Raw genomic sequence first — 15,602 nt, 5'->3', positions numbered from 1 at the left:
TCCTGCGCTATCGACGCCTTCTCCTATGCCTTTGCGACACTGACTATAGCGCAGATTATGGTGCCCTGAGCCAATTTACGTCATGTGATTTTTGGATAGATTCTCTGTTAGAATCTTCTGTAACCTTCATGGAAGCGCAGCCCGCTTCCCACGCATTGTGCTGCTCAGTGAAATGGGTCTCCATGACATTCGATAGCGAGGCATTGCATTCAGTCCTATTGTGCCGCAGCGGGCAACGCCTGTGTGCGCTGCCGTTGCGCCATGTGCGTGAAATCATGCGGGCTCTGCCGGTCGATCCGATGCCCGCCATGGCCGACTTCCTGCTCGGCCTGGCCCTGATACGCGGCGTCCCGGTTCCGGTCATCGATTGCGCCCGCCTGGTCGGACCGTCCCGTTCGCCCCAGGTGTCGCGTTTTGTCGCCCTGACCGTCGGCCCGCGCCAACTGGCGCTGGCGGTGGACGGCGTGATCGGCGTGCGCCAGCTGGCCGCCGCCGCGCTGGCCGAGATCGCCCCCTTGCTCGACAGTAGCGACGACGGCCTGGTGCAAGCGATCGCCACCCTCGACGCCGAATTGCTGCTGGTGTTGCGCGCCGGCCGCATGGTGCCCGAGGCCATGTGGCAAGCCCTGGCGGTCGGGGAAGCGGCCGCATGAACCTCGATCCAACCTCCACCCAGGTGGCGCAATTCCGCGACCTGATCGTCGAACGGCTGGGCCTGCAATTCGATGAGACCAAGCTGGGCAACCTGGCGCGCGTGCTGGCCCTGCACGCGGGCGGCGACAGCGCCGCCTTTATCGCCAGGCTGGCGGCGGCGCCCGCGCCCTGCGAGGCGCTGCACCGGCTGGCGGTCGACCTGACCGTCACCGAAACCTATTTCTATCGCAACATCGAGCAGATCCGCGCCTTTGCCGAAGTGGCGCTGCCGGCCTGCTGGCAGGCGCGCGAAGGTTTGCCGGTGCGGGTGCTGTCGGCCGGCTGCGCCTCCGGCGAGGAACCGTACACGCTGGCCATCACCGCGCGCGAGGCCGGCCCGCTGGGCGCCGGCAGCGTCGAGATCCGCGCCGTCGACGCCAATCCCGCCATGCTGGCCAAGGCGGCGCGGGCGCGCTACTCGGCCTGGTCGCTGCGCGAAGTGAGCCCGGCCATGCGGGCCCGCTGGTTCAGCGGCGAAGGCGAGCTGTATGCGCTCAACGACAGCGTGCGGCGCTCGGTGCGCTTCGACCAGCGCAACCTGGCCCAGGACGACGATGAACTGTGGGCGCCGGGCAGCTACGACATCGTCTTTTGCCGCAATGTGCTGATGTACTTCAGCCCGGCCCAGGCGCAGGCGGCGGTGGCGCGCATCGCCGGCGCGCTGGCGCCCGGCGGCTACCTGTTCATGGGCCACGCGGAAACCTTGCGCGGCCTGTCGCACGATTTCCACCTGTGCCACACCCACGCGACTTTCTATTACCGGCGCAAGCTGTACGCCGGCCAGGCGCCGCTGCCGGCCGACTTCAACCAGCCGCCGTGGAACGGCGTGCAAACCCGGCCGGTGCTGTTCGACGACCCGGCCTGGGTCGACGTCATCGCCCGCGCCGCGCAGCGCATCGACACGCTGGCGGTGGCGGCGCCGCGCGCCGGCGCCATGCCGTCGGCGCCGGCGCAGGCCGACCTGCACCACGCGCTGACCTGCCTGCACAACGAACAGTTCGAGCAGAGCCTGGCGCTGATCGACAAGCTGCCGCAGCAACATGCGGACGACCCCGACGTGCTGCTGTTGAAGGCGATCTCGCTCAGCCAGAGCGGCGCGCTGGCGACGGCGCAAAACGTCTGCCATCAGTTGCTGGCGCGCGACGAGCTCAACGCCGGCGCCCAGTACGTGCTGGCGCTGTGCCACGAGGAGGGCGGCGACAGCGGGGCGGCGCTGGCCCACTACCGCAGCGCGGCCTACCTCGATCCGGGCTTCGCGCTGGCGCGCCTGCACATCGGCCTGCTGGAGCGGCGCATGGGCGACGCCGAGGCGGCCCGGCGCGACTTGGCCCAGGCCCTGATCCTGCTCCAGCACGAGGAAGCCTCGCGCCTGCTGCTGTTCGGCGGCGGCTTCCCGCGCAGCGCGCTGGTGGGCTTGTGCCGGGCCGAGCTGGCCGCGCTGGGAGCGGCGCCATGAGCCAGCAAAACCTGCCGGCCGACAGCGCCCGCCAGTTGCGCGAGCAATTCGACCGTTCGTTCGCGCTGGCGCCCAGCCTGCCGGCGGCCGGCAGCGTCAACCTGCTGACGATACGGATAGGCGCCGAGCCCTATGCGATCCGCCTGGCCGACATCCGCGGCCTGCACGCCGACCGCCGCATCCTGGAGGTGCCCAGCCCAATGCCGGAACTGCTGGGCGTGACCAATTTCCGCGGCCAGATCGTGCCGGTCTATCAGCTGACCAGCTTGCTGGGCAAGGCCGCCGCCGGCGCGCCGCGCTGGATGGTGCTGGTGCAGGGCAGCGCGCCGCTGGCGTTCGCCTTCGAAGCCTTCGAATCCCACATCTGCGCCAGCGCCGAACAGCTGATCGCGGCGGCCGACGCCGGCGGCCACGGCCAGCAATGCGAGGCGGTGCGCACGGCCGCCGGCGTGGTGCCGGTGCTGGCCATCGCCGCGCTGGCGGCCGAGGTCGAGGCGCGCACCGTGCGCGCGCAGCAGGGAGGCGGCCATGGCTAAAGATCCCTACCGCTATTTCCGCATCGAGGCGCGCGAGCTGATCGAGCAGATCGGCCAGGGCGTGCTGGCGCTGGAGCAGGGCGTGCGCGACACCGAGCAGGTGGCCTTGCTGCTGCGCTGGGCGCACACGCTGAAGGGCGCGGCGCGGGTGGTGCGGCAGGCGGAAATCGCCGACCTGATCCACGGTGTCGAGGAAATGCTGGCGCCCCTGCGCAGCGACGACGCGCCGCTGCCGCGCAGCACCGTCGACCAGCTACTGGCCGCGTGCGACCGCGTCAACGGCTTGCTGGCGCAGCTGCCGCAGCCCGAGGCCGCCGCCGCGCCCGGCCCGGTTGTCGCCAGCGGCGGCGCGCCGGCTGCCGAAGGAGAGGCAGAAGCGCCGCAGCGGCTCGGTCGCGCCGACGTGCTGGAAGTCGACGTGCTGCTGGAGGGACTGGGCGAGATCGGCACCGAACTGGCGGCGATGCGGCGTGCCATCGGCACGCTGGACGCCTTGCGCGAACTGGCGCTGGCGGGCGACGCCGCGCAGGGCGGCCGGGTGCTGGTGGCGCAGCTCGACACGCTGGAGCGCCGCATGGCCGGCGGCGCCGAGCGCATCGACCGCGAACTGCGCCAGACCCGCGACGCCGCCGAGCGCCTGCGGCTGGTGCCGGTGGCCGGCATCTTCACCACACTGGAGCGCTGCGCGCGCGACGCCGCGCACAGCAGCGGCCGCCAAGTCGTGTTCGAAGCCAGCGGCGGCCAATTGCGGGTCGACGGCGAAGTGCTGGACGTGGTACTGGGCGCCTTGCTGCAACTGGTGCGCAACGCGGTGGCGCACGGCATCGAGCCCCCGGCCGAGCGGCTGGCGGCGGGCAAGCCGGCGCCCGGCCGCATCGTGCTGGAGGTGGCGCGGCGCGGCTACATGGTGTGGTTCCGCTGCCGTGACGACGGCCGTGGCATCGACCAGGCGGCGTTGCGGCGCTCGCTGGCCGAACGCGGCCTCGATGCGCCGGACGACAGCGCCGGCCTGCTGGCGCGGCTGATGCAGGGCGGCGTCAGCACCAGCAGCGTGGTGACCGAGCTGTCCGGGCGCGGCATCGGCATGGACGTGGTGCGGGCCGCGATGGGCAAGCTGGGCGGCAGGGCCCAGGCCGCCAGCGGCGGGGGCGGCGCGAGCTTCGAGCTGAGCGTGCCGCTGACGCTGGCGGCGCTGGACGTGTTGCTGGTCGAGGCCGACGGCCAGACCATGGCCCTGCCGTTGGACGCCGTGCATGGCGCGCTGCGGGTGCCGCTGGAGCAGGTGGTGCACACGGTGGACGGCGGCGCCATCGTCTACCAGGGCCAGCTGCTGCCGCTGCTGCCGCTGGCGGTGGGCGCGGCCGCGCGCCAGGGGCAGCAAGGTCAGCACCTGTGGTCGCCGCGCGCGATGACGGCGGTGGTGATCCGCAGCCAGGGCGAGCTGCTGGCCCTGGCCGCCAGCCGGCTCGGCGGCGTCGACAGTGTGGTGCTGCGGGGGCTGCCGCCGCTGGTGGTGGCCGATCCCATGGTGCTGGGCCTGTACCTGGACATCGAGGGCGAGCCGCGCCTGGTGCTCGATCCCGAGGAGCTGGGACGGGCGCTGACCCGGCGCCGCAGCAGCGGGCGCGAAGTGGCACCGCCTTGCCTGCCGATCCTGATTGTCGACGATTCGCTGACCACCCGCATGCTCGAGAGCAGCATCCTGGAATCGGCCGGCTACCAGGTGGCGCTGGCGGCCTCGGCCGAGGAAGGGCTGGAGCTGGCGCGGCACAACCGCTACGCGCTATTCCTGGTCGACGTCGAGATGCCGGGCATGGACGGCTTCGGCTTCATCACCGAAATCCGCGCCGATCCGCAACTGCGCGACATCCCGGCCATGCTGGTGACCTCGCTCGACACGGCAGCGCACCGGCGCCGCGGCGCCGAGGCCGGCGCCAACGGCTACATCGTCAAGAACGAATTCGATCAGACCGCCTTCCTGGCGCGGATCGGGGAACTGGTGCAGCGATGAGCAAACTACGGGTGCTGGTGGTGGAGGATTCGCTGACGGTGCGCATGCACCTGTGCGAGCTGCTGGCGGCCGATCCGGCGATCGAGCTGGTCGGCGCGGCCGAGGACGGCAAGCAGGCCATCGAGCTGTGCCTGGCGCTGCGGCCGGACGTGATCTCGCTCGACATGATGATGCCGGTGATGACCGGGCTGGCCGCCACCGAATACATCATGGCCTATTGCCCGACGCCCATCCTGGTGGTGTCTTCGTCGGTCAACCGGGGCGAGCTGTTCCGCACCTACGAGGCGCTGGCGGCCGGCGCGCTGGACGTGATCGAGAAGCCCCGGCCCGACCAATTCGGCTGGGGCGAGCACTACCTCGCCATGCTCAAGCTGGTGGCCAGGATCAAGGTGGTGACCCATCTGCGCGGACGGCGCGCCGCCGCGCCGTTGGCGCCGCCGGCCGCCATCCCGCGCCAGGGCTTGCGGCTGATCGCGGTCGGCGCATCGACCGGCGGGCCGCGCGCGCTGGTCGACGTGCTGGGCGCGCTGCCGGCGGATTTCCCGCTGCCGTTGCTGGTGGTGATCCACATCGCCGAGCCGTTCGGCCCCCCCTTCGTCGACTGGCTGGACGACCACTGCGCGCTGGACGTGCGGCTGGCGCGCCATGGGCAGCCGCTGCCCGCGCGCGGCGTGGTGCTGGCCGCGCCCGGCATGCACCTGGAGCTGCGCGGCCGCCAGCTGGTGTGCGAGCGCGGGCCGGAGCGCCACTCGTGCCGGCCCGCGGTCGACGTGCTGTTCGAATCGGTGGCGCGCGAATGCGGCGGCGCGGCCGCCGCCGTGCTGCTGACCGGCATGGGCCAGGACGGCGCGCGCGGCATGCTGGCGGTGCGCGACAGCGGCGGCCTGACCATCGCCCAGGACGAGGCCAGCAGCGTGGTGTACGGCATGCCGCGCGAGGCGGCGCTGCTGAACGCGGCGCAGCGCATCCTGCCGCTGGCGGAGATCGGCCCGGCGCTGGCCGCGCTGGCGACGTGGAGGGCGCCATGACCGCCCCGGTGCTGATCGTCGACGACAGCCTGACCGTGCGGGCCGACCTGGAGGAGGCGTTCGAGGAGCACCGGATCGCCACCATCGCCTGCGCCACCCTGGCCGAGGCGCGCGCCGTCATGGCCAGCCAGCCAGTGGGCCTGATGATACTGGACGTGATGCTGCCCGACGGCGATGGCATCGACCTGCTGCGCGAAGTGCGCGCCACCGAGGCCGGCGCCAGCTTGCCGGTGCTGGTGTTGTCGAGCGAGGCCCAGGTCAGCCACCGCATCCGCGGCATGCTGACCGGCTCCAACGATTACGTCGGCAAGCCCTACGACCGCGACCGCCTGGTGGCGCGCGCGATGCAGCTGCTGGAGCTGGCCGGCGCGCCGGCCGACGCCGCGCCGCTGGTGCAGGTGATCGACGACAGCCTGACCTACCGCGAACAGCTGGGCGCGCTGCTGCGCGAGCAGGGCTACCAGGTGGCGCTGGCCCACACCGGCGAGGAAGGCTTGCGGGCCATGGCGCTGCGGCGGCCGGCGGCGCTGGTGGTGGACCGGGTGCTGCCCGGCATCGACGGCGCCGGGGTGGTGCGCCGCTTGCGGCTCGATCCGGCGCTGCGCACCGTGCCCTGCATCCTGCTGACCGGGGCCGACGAAGTGGGTGCCGAACTGCACGCGCTGGAGGCGGGCGCCGACGCCTTCGTGCGCAAGGACGGCGACGCCGGCATGCTGCTGGCGCGGCTGGCGGCGGTGCTGCGCAATGTGGACGGCGGCGGCAAGCCGATGGCGCCGCAGGCCGGCCAGCGCATCCTGGCGGTGGACGACAGCCGCACCTATCTGTTCGAGCTGGCCGAGGTGCTGGGCGACGAGGGCTACGACATGATCCTGGCCGAATCCGGCGAGCAGGCGCTGGCGCTGCTGAAGGTGCAGAAGGTCGACTGCGTGCTGCTGGACCGGCTGATGCCCGGCCTGTCCGGCACCGACACCTGCTACCGCCTCAAGGGCGACCCCGCCACCCGCGACATTCCGCTGATCATGCTGACGGCCATGGAGGACCGGGCGGCGATGATCGAAGGCCTGTCCACCGGCGCCGACGACTATGTGCTGAAGTCGAGCGACTTCGACGTGCTCAAGGCGCGCGTGCGGGCCCAGCTGCGGCGCAAGCAGTTCGAGGACGAGAGCCGGCGCATCCGCGCCGAGCTGATGGGCAAGGAGTTGGAGGCGGCCGAAATGCGCGCCGCGCGCGCGCTGGCCGACTCCCGCGCCGCCCTGTTGACCGAGCTGGAACAAAAGAACCGCGATCTGCAGCAGGCGGTGCAGGCGCTGGAGGCGGGCCAGCGCGAGGTGGCGGAAAAGAACCGCCAGCTGGAGCAGGCCAACCGGCTCAAGTCGGAGTTCCTGTCGAATATGTCGCACGAGCTGCGCACGCCGCTGAACGCCATCATCGGCTTCTCCGACCTGATGGCGCGCGGCATCACCGGCGAGCTCAGCGCCAAGCAGCAGACCTGCGTCGGCCATGTGCTGGCCAGCGGCCGGCACCTGCTGGGCCTGATCAACGACATCCTCGACCTGTCCAAGGTGGAGGCCGGCAAGATGGACCTGGCGCTGGAGCCGGTGGACGCCAACACCACGCTGCGCGCCTGCCTGTCCATCGTGCAGGACAGCGCGGCGCGGCGCGGCATCGGCCTGGAGTTCCTGCCGTGCGCACTGCTGGGGCCGGTGCAGGTGGATCTGCGCAAGTTCCGGCAAATGGCCTACAACCTGCTGTCGAACGCGGTCAAGTTCAGCCATGACGGCGGCCGCGTCACGCTGTCGCTGCACCGCGTGCGGCGCGCGGACGTGGGCTACGGCGAGGATGGCGAATGGACCAGCCGGCTGCTGCCGCTGCCCGCCGGCGCCGAACCGGACTTCATGGAAGTGCGGGTGCGCGACAGCGGCGACGGCATCGCCGCCGCCGACCTGCAAGCCTTGTTCGAGACCTTCAGCCAGCTCGATTCGTCCAGTTCGCGCCAGCACGAGGGCAGCGGACTGGGCCTGGCGCTGGTCAGCCGCCTGGCCGAGCTGCACGGCGGCACGGTCGGCGTCACCAGCGCGCGCGGGCTGGGCGCGCAGTTCTCGCTGTGGCTGCCGCTGCGGCTGGAAGCGCAGGCCAAGGCGCCCGATCCGGCCAGCCGCCGGGTGCTGGTGATCGAGGACGACGAGCACGCCGCCGAGCTGCTGCAGCTGCATCTGGAGAGCATCGGTTTCGCCGTCAGCCACGCGCGCGACGCCGCCACTGCGCTGGCCATGGCGCGCAGCGAAGTGCCGGACTTGATCACGCTCGACCTGCTGCTGCCCGACGCCAGCGGCTGGGCGGTGCTGGACGAGATCAAGAGCAATCCGCGGCTGGAGAGCGTGCCGGTGGTGATCGTCTCCATCCTGGCCGAGGAAATGAAGGCCTGCGTGCTGGGCGCGGCGCAGCTGCTGCAAAAGCCGGTGTCGCACCAGAGCCTGCGCGACGCCGTGTATGCGCTGGGCCTGGGCAACGACGACGCGCTGGCGCCGACGGTGGTGATCGTCGACGATGCCCACACCTGCGTGCGCCTGCACAACGACCTGGCCGCGCTGAACTACAAGGTGCAGTGCTACGCCGACGGCGCCAGCGCGCTGGCGGCCATGCCGGTGCTGCGGCCGGACCTGCTGATCATCGGCCTGGTGCTGGCCGACATCAGCGGCTTCGAGGTGATCGCCGCGCTGCGCCAGGGCGCCGCCGCCGAGGTGCCCATCCTGGTGCTGAGCGACCGCAGCGTCAGCGAGGACGACAAGCGGCGCCTGAGCGGACAGGTGCTGCGCATCATGGAAAAAGACAGTTTCAGTCGACGGCAATTCCTGTTCGAGGTGGGCCGCGCGCTGCAGCGGCGCGCCGGCGAACCGCGGCCGTGAGCGCGGCACGATAACCGGGGGGGATGATGGCACGCATACTGATCGTTGAAGATACGCCTGGCAATATGCTGCTGACCAGCATCATGCTGGAGAGCGGCGGCCACACGCTGTACTGCGCCGAGCGGGCGCGCGCCGGCATCGATATCGCCCGCGCGCAGAGGCCCGACCTGATCTTGATGGACGTGCAGATGCCGGAACTGGACGGCATCGCGGCGGTCGCCATCCTCAAGGCCGAGCCGCTCACGCAGGCGATACCGGTGGCGGCGCTGACCGCCTACGTGATGAAGGGCGACCGCGAACGCATGCTGGCGGCCGGCTTTGACGGCTACATCGAAAAACCCATCGATTACGACAGTTTCATGGCCGAGGTGGCACGCCTGCTGGGGCCGGCGCCGCCGGCCTAGCCAGGGCGTCGCCATTGGACCACGCAAGGGTGGGCGGACCGATCCGCCGGGTGAGGACTTGAGGGAGCGAGGCATCATGAACAGAAACTGGACCTTTGGACGCAAGCTGGCGTTCGGCTTCGCGGTATCGTCGACCTTCCTGATCGCGATCGGCGTCGCCGCGTACTGGAGCATCTATGTGCTGGTCGCCACCGCCGGCGCGGTCAATCACACGCAGAAAGTGCTGGAGCATGTCTCCGGGCTACTGAGCGAGGTGACCGAAGCCGAGGCCGGCCAGCGCGGTTATCTGCTGACTGGCGATCCCAGCCATCTGGAGCCGGTCGAGTCCGCCGTCGCCGGCTTGCCCGCGGCCATGGCCGAACTGCGCACCTTAACCATCGACTATGCCGACCAGCAGGCCAGGATAGGCCAGGCCGAAGCGCTGGCGGTCAGCAAGCTCGGCTTGGTTAAGCGCATCATCGACTTGCGCAAGGCCGGCCAGACCGATGAAGCGATGAAGCTCGTGTTGAGCGGGCAGCCCAAGAAGCTGATGGACAATCTGCGCGCGGTGTGCGATCAGATCATCCGCGATGAACGCACGCTGCTGAGCAAGCGCGAGGCCGAAGCGGACACCACCGCCAACCGGGCCAAGCTGACCATCGTCGGCGGCACCTTGCTGTGCCTGCTGTTCGTGATCGCCGCCGGCTTCACCATCACGCGCTCGCTGACCGACCGGCTGGGCATGGCGGTGGGCCATGTGCAGAGCTCATCGGCCGAGCTGCAGGCGGCCGCCACCCAGCAGGCGTCCGGCGCCCGCGAGCAGGCCAGCGCCATGAGCGAGATCAGCACCACCATCAGCGAGCTGGGCGTGACCTCGCGCCAGATCGCCGAGAGCGCCCAGCGGGTGGCGCAGATCGCCGAGCAAACCGCGGGCGCGGCGCGCAGCGGCGAGGGCACGGTGGAACGGGGCCAGGAATCGATCGCCGGCATCCGCCGCCAGACCGACCTGGTGGTCACCCACATGCTGGACCTGGGCCGCAAGTCGCAGGAGATCGGCGCGGTGCTCGAGATCGTCTCCGAGCTGGCCGAACAGACCAACATCCTGGCCATCAACGCCACCATCGAGGCCAGCGGCGCGGGCGAGGCCGGCCGCCGCTTCGCCGTGGTGGCCGAGGAGATCCGCAAGCTGGCCGACCGCGTGGCCGCCTCGACCAAGGGCATCCGCATCCAGATCGACGATGTGCGCGGCGCCGTCAACACCACCGTCATGGCCACCGAGAGCGGCGCCAAGGCGGTCGACCTGGGGGCGCGCCAGTTTGCCGAGGTGGCGCTGGCGTTCAAGCAGATTTCCGACTTGGTCAGCACCACCACCGAGGCGGTGCGCGAGATCGAGCTGTCGACCAAGCAGCAGGCCACGGCGGCCGACCAGGTACGCATCGCCGTGTCGGACGTGGCGCAGACCACGCAGGAGACCGAGGCGAGCTCGGCCCAGACGCTGCAAACCGCCTCGCAGCTGGCCGGCTTGTCGATGGACCTGCGCCGGCTGGTGCATCCGCAGGCGGTGTGATCAGCGAACGGCGGCAAACGCCGCCCTGATGTCGTCCAGCTTATCGTCGATCGAGTAGGGCAGCGCCTTGGCCAGCAAGTCGAGGATGACCAGCCCGTTGATGGCGCCGTCCTCGTCGACCGCGTGGCGCAAGCGTTTCGCCATCGCGCTGTTGACGGTTTGCAGCGCCAGATAGCGCGCCTTCAGGCCGTCCAGCTCCCAGTCCGGCACGCCGCCGTCGCGCGCGATGAAATACTGCCCCAGCAAATAGGTGGAGGCCGCGCGGTAGATGGTTTCCTCCTCGGACGCGAACGGCAAATGGAAGTGGGCCATCGGCCGCAGAAAGTCCGCGTGCGGACAGGCGCTGCTGGCGACCAGCAGGCCCATCAAGGCTCCCACGCCGCGCTGCACGGTGGTCAGCTTGGCGACGCTGCGCTCCGCCATCTCGACCCGCACCTCGACCTGCTCGTAGGAGCGCAGCTTGCCCATGATGGCGACCAGCGGCACCAGGCGCAGCGCCATCGGGCAGTGCGGCGTGCTGTCGGGCTGCAGCGGACAGTTGGGGCACTGCTGCAGCGCCAGCGCGGTCCATGCCGGAAAGTCGGCCGGCGAGTCCCCGGCGTCATCGCCGACCGCGCAGCGCGCGCTCTGGCCGTCGGCGAAGCGAAAGTGATAGACCACGTTTTGCATGGACGGCTCCCGGATAGGTCGGACTACACAGGCTACTCCTAATCGGTTCAGCTCGGCAGATTTTGATCTGTATCAAGGATTTTGTTTCTCCACCTTAATAGACTGCATATGTTACCTAACCACCGGAGTAATTCATGTCTTTCAATCATGTCGTAGCGTGGATCGACCACGTGCAGGCCCACGTTATCCACTTCAACGCCGAAGCCGCCGACAGCGAAGTCATCAAGACCGTCTCGACCCACCCGCGCCTGCATGCCAAGGCGGGCGCCATCGGCGCCGGCCGCGCGGCCGAGAGCAAGCCGTATTTCGACGATGTGGCACACGCGCTGGCCAGCGCCACCGAAATCCTGATCGTCGGCCCGGCGCAGGAAAAGCTGGAGCTGATGAAGCATCTGATCAAGCATCATCCGGCCGTCGCCCACTGCGTGATGGCCGTCGAAAGCGCCGACCATCCCACCGACGGCCAGCTGCTCAAGTATGCGCGCAAGTATTTCCTGAAGGCGGACATGCTGCGCTGATCGCGGCCGGCATCCGTTCAACCCAGCAGAGGTGGAAAACATGAACATACAATTCCTCGGAGCGACCGGCACCGTGACCGGCTCCAAGTATCTGCTGACGTCGGGCGATACGCGCATGCTGCTCGATTGCGGCCTGTTCCAGGGCTATAAGCAACTGCGGCTGCGCAACTGGGCCGACCTGCCGGTGGCGCCGTCGTCGATCCAGGCGGTGGTGCTGACCCATGCGCACCTGGACCACAGCGGCTACCTGCCGCTGCTGGTCAAGAACGGCTTTCGCGGCAAGATCCTGTGCAGCGAGGCGACCTTCGATCTGTGCAAGATCCTGCTGCCCGACAGCGGCCGTCTGCTGGAGGAGGAGGCCAACCACGCCAATCGCCACAACTATTGCAAGCACGCGCCGGCGCTGCCCCTGTACACCGAGGCGGACGCCGAACGGGCGCTGAAATTCTTTTCCCCGGTCGAGTTCGGCAAATCGTTTGCGATTTGCGGTCCGCTGCGCGGCCAGATGGCGCTTGGCGGCCACATCCTGGGCGCGGCCATCGTCACCATCAACGACGGCCAGCGCAGCGTGACCTTTTCCGGCGACCTGGGCCGGCTGCACGATGCCATCATGGTCGAGCCTACCCACATCGCCCGCAGCGATTACCTGGTGCTGGAATCGACCTACGGCGACCGCCTGCACAATCCGGCCGATCCCGCCATCCTGCTCGGCCAGACCATCCGCGAGACCGCCGCGCGCGGCGGCGTCACCATCATTCCGGCGTTCGCGGTCGGCCGGGCGCAATCGATCTTGTACGCCATCCACCAGCTCAAGCAGAAGGGCCAGCTGCCGTCGGGGCTGCCGGTCTACCTGAACAGTCCGATGGCCACCGACGCCACCGCGCTGTACACGAAGCACCGCCAGCTGCACCGCCTCGACCGCCAGCAGTGCGAGGCCATGTGCCACGCGGCCCACATCGTCAACAGCGTCGAGGAATCGATCACGCTGAACCAGAAGCAGCTGCCGATGGTGATCATCGCCGCCAGCGGCATGGCCACCGGCGGCCGCGTGCTGCACCACCTGAAAGCGTTCGGTGGCGATTCGCGCAACACCATCCTGTTCGCCGGCTTCCAGGCCGGAGGCACGCGCGGCGCGGCCATGCTCGATGGCGCGCCGGAAATCAAGATCTACGGCGAATACGTGCCGCTGCGCGCCAGTGTGCGGCAGATCGACAATCTGTCCGCGCACGCCGACGCCGGCGAGATCATGACCTGGCTGGGCCACTTCGAACAGCCGCCCAAGCGCACCTTCATCACCCACGGCGAACCGGCGGCGGCCGACGCGCTGCGCCACCGCATCGAACAGACGCTGCACTGGGATTGCCACGTGGCCGACTACCTGGAACGGCAGGAGCTGGCATGAGCCGCGCGGCCGCGCCGCTCGCCGGCTTGGTGGCGCCGGTGCCCGGCCTGAGCCTGCGCCGCCTGCGCATCGACACCTACCAGGAACCGGTCGCCTATCTGCGCAGCGATTGCCCGGTCTGCAGATCGGAAGGCTTCGAATCGCGTTCGCGCATCGAGGTCTGGCTGGGCGAGCGGCATATCGTGGCCACGCTGAACGTGGTGCACGGCGACTGGATCGACGTCGACCAGCTGGGCCTGTCGGAGGCGGCCTGGTGCGCGCTGGGCGGCAGCGAAGGCGCGCCCTTGCGGGTGGCGCACGCGCAGCCGGTGGCGTCCATGTCGGCGGTGCGGGCCAAGATCTACGGCCGGCCGCTCGGCATCGACGCGGCCCAGGCCATCGTGCGCGACGTGGTCGACGGCCGCTATTCGGACATCGAGCTGGCGGCCCTGATCACCGCCTGTTCCGGCGACCGGATGGACGTGGCCGAAACCATCGCCCTGACCCGCGCCATGGTGGCGGTGGGCCAGCGGCTGCACTGGAACAGCGAGCTGGTGGTCGACAAGCATTGCGTCGGCGGCCTGCCCGGCAACCGCACCACCTTGCTGGTGGTGCCGATCGTGGCGGCCTGCGGCCTGACCATCCCCAAGACCTCGTCGCGCGCCATCACCTCGCCGGCCGGCACCGCCGACACCATGGAGACGCTGGCGCCGGTGGCGCTGGACTTGCCGGCCATGCGGCGCGTGGTGGAGCGGGAGGGCGGCTGCATCGCCTGGGGCGGGGCGGTCTCGCTCAGTCCGGCCGACGATGTGCTGATCCGGGTCGAGCGGCCGCTCGGCCTCGACAGCGACGGCATGATGGTGGCCTCGGTGCTGTCGAAGAAGATAGCGGCCGGCTCCACCCACGTGGTGATCGACATTCCGGTCGGGCGCACCGCCAAGGTGCGCTCGCAGCAGGCCGCGCACGCGCTGGCGCACCGGCTCGACGCGGTCGGCGCGGCGCTCGGCATCAACGTCAGCGTGATACTGAGCGACGGCAGCCAGCCGGTCGGCCACGGCGTCGGTCCGGCGCTGGAGGCGTGGGATGTGCTGGCGGTGCTGCAGAACCAGGTCGGCGCACCGGACGATTTGCGCCAGCGCGCCTTGCTGCTGGCGGGGCGGGTGCTGGAGCTGGGGCGCAAGGCGGCGCCCGGCGACGGCCACGCGCTGGCGCGCAGCGTGCTCGACAGCGGCGCCGCTTGGCGCAAGCTGCAAGCGATCTGCGAGGCGCAGGGTGGCATGCGTACGCCGCCGCACGCGGCCTACACCCATGTGCTGACCGCCTTGCACCAGGGGCGCCTGATCGCCATCGACAACCGCCGCCTGGCGCGGCTGGCCAAGCTGGCCGGCGCGCCGAAATCGCCGGCGGCCGGATTGGTCTTGCATGCGCCGCTGGGCGCCATGCTGAGCGCGGGCCAGCCTTTGTTGACCTTGCACGCGGAGTCGCCGGGCGAGCTGGCGTATGCGCTCGCTTATGCCGAGTCGCAGGACAATATTTTTTCGATACAGGAGGCGTGATGACTGCGCTGCTGATGGCGCTGCCGGGCGCCGAACAATTCGCCGGCCACCTGCGCGGGCGCCTGGGCTGCGAGGCCGGCGCGCTGCTGGTGCACCAGTTCCCCGATGGCGAGACCTGCCCGCAGCTGACGCCCGCCGTGGCCGATCGCGACGTCATCCTGGTCGCCGCGCTGAACCAGCCGGACCACAAAATCATGGCCTTGTACCTGTGCGCCTGCGTGGCGCGCGAGCTGGGCGCGCGCAGCGTCGGCCTGGTTGCGCCGTACCTGCCGTATATGCGCCAGGACGCCAGCTTCGCGCCGGGGCAGGGCGTCACGGCGCGCCATGTGGCGCGGCTGCTGTCGGGCTGCTTCGACTGGCTGGTGACGGTCGACCCGCATCTGCACCGGTTTCACGCCATGTCGGAGCTATACCCGATCGCCACCGAGGTGGTGCCGGCCGCGCCGAAGATCGCCGGCTGGATCGCGGCCTATGTGGAGCGTCCGGTGCTGGTCGGACCGGACGAGGAAAGTGAACAGTGGGTCGGACAGGTGGCCGCCGCCGTCGGCTGTCCGTACACGGTCTTGCGCAAGGTGCGCAGCGGCGACCGCGAGGTCAGCGTGTCGCTGCCGCCGGCGACGGTACTGGCCGGCTGCACGCCGGTGCTGGTGGACGATATCATCTCGACCGCCCGCACCATGATCGCCGCCACGCAGCAATTGAAGGCGGCCGGCGGCGCGGCGCCGGTCTGCATCGGCGTGCATGCGCTGTTCGCCGACACCGCCTATGCCGACCTGAAGGCGGCCGGCGCCGGGCGCATCGTCAGTTGCGACACCGTGCCCCACGTCAGCAACGAGATCGGCATGAGCGCGCCGATCGCGGCGGCGGTGGCGCGCATGCTGGCCGCGGCGGCCTGAGT

At 70.1% G+C, this 15,602-nt stretch carries 13 protein-coding genes; 12 read left to right on the top strand and 1 reads right to left on the bottom strand.

Annotation, left to right across the window (positions count from 1 at the left end):
• Window positions 1–128: 128 nt before the first annotated feature.
• The 8 genes from KVP70_RS12735 (at window position 129) to KVP70_RS12700 (ending at window position 10,580) form a co-directional block, all read left to right on the top strand.
• On the top strand, window positions 129–653 hold the full coding sequence (locus tag KVP70_RS12735) for a chemotaxis protein CheW (RefSeq protein WP_307730275.1): 525 nt from the start codon (window positions 129–131) through the stop codon (window positions 651–653).
• Window positions 650–2,149, top strand: coding sequence for a CheR family methyltransferase (locus KVP70_RS12730; protein ID WP_217942604.1), 1,500 nt, complete (start codon window positions 650–652; stop codon window positions 2,147–2,149). The genes KVP70_RS12735 and KVP70_RS12730 overlap by 4 nt, the downstream gene beginning before the upstream one ends.
• Window positions 2,146–2,685: a chemotaxis protein CheW gene (locus KVP70_RS12725; RefSeq protein ID WP_217942603.1), complete on the top strand. Its 540-nt coding sequence runs from the start codon at window positions 2,146–2,148 to the stop codon at window positions 2,683–2,685. The genes KVP70_RS12730 and KVP70_RS12725 overlap by 4 nt, the downstream gene beginning before the upstream one ends.
• Window positions 2,678–4,696, top strand: a complete 2,019-nt coding sequence (locus tag KVP70_RS12720; RefSeq protein WP_217942602.1) for a response regulator — start codon at window positions 2,678–2,680, stop codon at window positions 4,694–4,696. Before KVP70_RS12725 ends, KVP70_RS12720 begins: the two co-directional genes overlap by 8 nt.
• Window positions 4,693–5,724, top strand: a complete 1,032-nt coding sequence (gene cheB / locus KVP70_RS12715; RefSeq protein ID WP_217942601.1) for a chemotaxis-specific protein-glutamate methyltransferase CheB — start codon at window positions 4,693–4,695, stop codon at window positions 5,722–5,724. Before KVP70_RS12720 ends, cheB begins: the two co-directional genes overlap by 4 nt.
• Window positions 5,721–8,630 (top strand): response regulator, encoded by a 2,910-nt coding sequence (locus KVP70_RS12710; RefSeq protein ID WP_217942600.1) that lies wholly within the window; start codon window positions 5,721–5,723, stop codon window positions 8,628–8,630. Before cheB ends, KVP70_RS12710 begins: the two co-directional genes overlap by 4 nt.
• Before the next feature lie 26 nt (window positions 8,631–8,656).
• Entirely contained in the window at window positions 8,657–9,034 is a 378-nt protein-coding gene (locus tag KVP70_RS12705; protein ID WP_217942599.1) for a response regulator, read from the top strand.
• Window positions 9,035–9,110: 76 nt separating this feature from the next.
• Window positions 9,111–10,580, top strand: a complete 1,470-nt coding sequence (locus tag KVP70_RS12700; RefSeq protein ID WP_217942598.1) for a CHASE3 domain-containing protein — start codon at window positions 9,111–9,113, stop codon at window positions 10,578–10,580.
• Here the strand turns inward: KVP70_RS12700 and KVP70_RS12695 are convergent, their stop codons facing one another.
• The gene (locus KVP70_RS12695) at window positions 10,581–11,249 is read right to left on the bottom strand and encodes a DUF6901 family protein (RefSeq protein ID WP_217942597.1); all 669 of its coding nucleotides are present in this window, start codon (window positions 11,247–11,249) and stop codon (window positions 10,581–10,583) included.
• 134 nt (window positions 11,250–11,383) lie between these two features.
• On the opposite strand from KVP70_RS12695, the gene KVP70_RS12690 reads away from it, so the two are divergent.
• From KVP70_RS12690 to KVP70_RS12675, 4 genes are read left to right on the top strand one after another with little or no spacing between them, the layout of a single operon-like run.
• Entirely contained in the window at window positions 11,384–11,767 is a 384-nt protein-coding gene (locus tag KVP70_RS12690) for a translational machinery protein (protein ID WP_217942596.1), read from the top strand.
• A gap of 40 nt (window positions 11,768–11,807) precedes the next feature.
• On the top strand, window positions 11,808–13,169 hold the full coding sequence (locus tag KVP70_RS12685; protein WP_217942595.1) for an MBL fold metallo-hydrolase RNA specificity domain-containing protein: 1,362 nt from the start codon (window positions 11,808–11,810) through the stop codon (window positions 13,167–13,169).
• Window positions 13,166–14,704, top strand: coding sequence for a thymidine phosphorylase family protein (locus tag KVP70_RS12680; protein ID WP_217942594.1), 1,539 nt, complete (start codon window positions 13,166–13,168; stop codon window positions 14,702–14,704). Before KVP70_RS12685 ends, KVP70_RS12680 begins: the two co-directional genes overlap by 4 nt.
• Window positions 14,704–15,600 (top strand): ribose-phosphate pyrophosphokinase, encoded by an 897-nt coding sequence (locus KVP70_RS12675; RefSeq protein ID WP_217942593.1) that lies wholly within the window; start codon window positions 14,704–14,706, stop codon window positions 15,598–15,600. Before KVP70_RS12680 ends, KVP70_RS12675 begins: the two co-directional genes overlap by 1 nt.
• The last annotated feature ends 2 nt before the right edge of the window (window positions 15,601–15,602 follow it).

The sequence above is a fragment of the Duganella violaceipulchra genome (genome assembly GCF_019166075.1).
In the GTDB taxonomy this organism is placed as follows: domain Bacteria; phylum Pseudomonadota; class Gammaproteobacteria; order Burkholderiales; family Burkholderiaceae_D; genus Rugamonas; species Rugamonas violaceipulchra.
This window is presented reverse-complemented; position numbering and strand designations above follow the sequence as displayed.

What these genes read in the sequence shown, in the direction of transcription:
- KVP70_RS12735 (WP_307730275.1), top strand. Translation starts at nt 129, where the DNA reads ATGGAAGCGCAGCCCGCTTCCCACGCATTGTGCTGCTCAGTGAAATGG.
- KVP70_RS12730 (WP_217942604.1), top strand. Translation starts at nt 650, where the DNA reads ATGAACCTCGATCCAACCTCCACCCAGGTGGCGCAATTCCGCGACCTG.
- KVP70_RS12725 (WP_217942603.1), top strand. Translation starts at nt 2,146, where the DNA reads ATGAGCCAGCAAAACCTGCCGGCCGACAGCGCCCGCCAGTTGCGCGAG.
- KVP70_RS12720 (WP_217942602.1), top strand. Translation starts at nt 2,678, where the DNA reads ATGGCTAAAGATCCCTACCGCTATTTCCGCATCGAGGCGCGCGAGCTG.
- cheB (WP_217942601.1), top strand. Translation starts at nt 4,693, where the DNA reads ATGAGCAAACTACGGGTGCTGGTGGTGGAGGATTCGCTGACGGTGCGC.
- KVP70_RS12710 (WP_217942600.1), top strand. Translation starts at nt 5,721, where the DNA reads ATGACCGCCCCGGTGCTGATCGTCGACGACAGCCTGACCGTGCGGGCC.
- KVP70_RS12705 (WP_217942599.1), top strand. Translation starts at nt 8,657, where the DNA reads ATGGCACGCATACTGATCGTTGAAGATACGCCTGGCAATATGCTGCTG.
- KVP70_RS12700 (WP_217942598.1), top strand. Translation starts at nt 9,111, where the DNA reads ATGAACAGAAACTGGACCTTTGGACGCAAGCTGGCGTTCGGCTTCGCG.
- KVP70_RS12695 (WP_217942597.1), bottom strand. Translation starts at nt 11,249, where the DNA reads ATGCAAAACGTGGTCTATCACTTTCGCTTCGCCGACGGCCAGAGCGCG.
- KVP70_RS12690 (WP_217942596.1), top strand. Translation starts at nt 11,384, where the DNA reads ATGTCTTTCAATCATGTCGTAGCGTGGATCGACCACGTGCAGGCCCAC.
- KVP70_RS12685 (WP_217942595.1), top strand. Translation starts at nt 11,808, where the DNA reads ATGAACATACAATTCCTCGGAGCGACCGGCACCGTGACCGGCTCCAAG.
- KVP70_RS12680 (WP_217942594.1), top strand. Translation starts at nt 13,166, where the DNA reads ATGAGCCGCGCGGCCGCGCCGCTCGCCGGCTTGGTGGCGCCGGTGCCC.
- KVP70_RS12675 (WP_217942593.1), top strand. Translation starts at nt 14,704, where the DNA reads ATGACTGCGCTGCTGATGGCGCTGCCGGGCGCCGAACAATTCGCCGGC.